Genomic DNA, 1,370 nt, shown 5'->3' on the forward strand with positions numbered 1-1,370 from the left:
GCTCGCGTCGACCGGCGCGTGCCGCAGCCCGGGCAGCGGCGCACCGGGCCCCCCGCCGCGCGCCTCGCCGACCGCGACCAGCAGTCCGGACAGCGCGGCCCCGGCCCGGGCCAGCGTCTGCGAGCGGTTCCCGACCCTGCGGGCCGCCGGCACCGCCCGCAGCACCCGCCACACGTCGGCCAGGCCGCGCGAGGCCAGCACGTCCGCGCCCCACGCCACCGGGGTGTCCGCGTCGGCCAGCGCGATGGCCACGTCACCGCGGTACAGCCCGGCCGGCACCGTGCCGTCGTCGCCGGGCAGGGGGCGTACGACCGTGATGACGCCGCCTCCCTGGGCGCGCAGTTCGTCCACCACGTCCCCGAGCGGGCGGTGGGCGCCGACGACCTGGTCCGCGAGGCCGGTGAAGTCGGCCAGCGCCGGGTCCTCCACCATCACCACGCGCAGCCCCGCGCGCCGCGCCGCGTCCAGGACGTCCTCGGTCCACGGGTCCGCCCCCGCGTGCGGGGTGCGCAGCGCGCTGGGGTGCAGGACGATCGTGCCGGTCATCTCCAGCTGCCGCAGCCGCTCCGGATCGCGCACCAGCACGCCGGTCCGGGACAGCGCGGCGCTCAGTACGGCGTGGAAGGCGGCGGGCCCGTAGCGCGCGGCCTTGGGCGATCCGGCGAGCACCGCCTCCGCGGCCTCCGCCAGGTCGTGCTTGACGAGCAGGGTCGCCGCCGCGCCCGCCACGCTGCCGGCCGAGGCGTGGGTGGCGTAGTCCTGGGCCGGTGAGGTGCGCAGCGGCGGGCGCAGGGCGAGGTCGGCGGGCAGGCTGCCCCGGTCCGGGGCGCACAGCCGGTCGTGCACGGCCTCGAAGGCCGCCGACCGGGCCACCGACTCGGCCAGCTGGCAGGCGCGCAGCGCCCCGTCGAGCACCAGTGAGGTCGGGCTCTGGCCGGCGCCGTGCACGGCCGCGTTGGCGGCGGCCAGGGTGACGTCCATGCGGTGGGCGCCGAGCCGTTCGCGCAGCCAGGCGCGGAACCTGGGGTTCTCACGCAACAGCGTCGCCACGGCGGTCACCAGACGGGGCGAGGGCGGCAGCCGCAGGGACGACGCGGTCAGGGCGGCGGCGATGCCGAGCACGTCGGCTCCGAGGGCGGTGGCCGCGACGCGCACGGCGGCCGGGTCGCCGGGGTGGGCCAGTTCCTCGACCTCGTCGTCGGCCCGGGCCAGCCCGTGCTGTGCGGCGAGGTCGGTCGCGTGGTCCACCACCCGGTCGGTGAGTTCCTCCTCGGTCGCGGTCACCACCAGCCGGGCCAGTCCACTGTCCCAGTAGGCGAGCGCCACGTCGGGGTGTTCGGCGAGGGCCGCCGCCACGCGGCGCGCGACGT

Annotated in this window: 1 pseudogene; it reads right to left on the minus strand. The window is 78.6% G+C overall.

Annotated elements, in window-relative coordinates:
• Window positions 1–1,370 (minus strand): annotated as a pseudogene (locus JHAT_RS33405) (cation-translocating P-type ATPase); the annotation flags it as partial.

The sequence above is a fragment of the Streptomyces sp. JHA26 genome, from assembly GCF_002005565.1.
GTDB lineage: Bacteria > Actinomycetota > Actinomycetes > Streptomycetales > Streptomycetaceae > Streptomyces.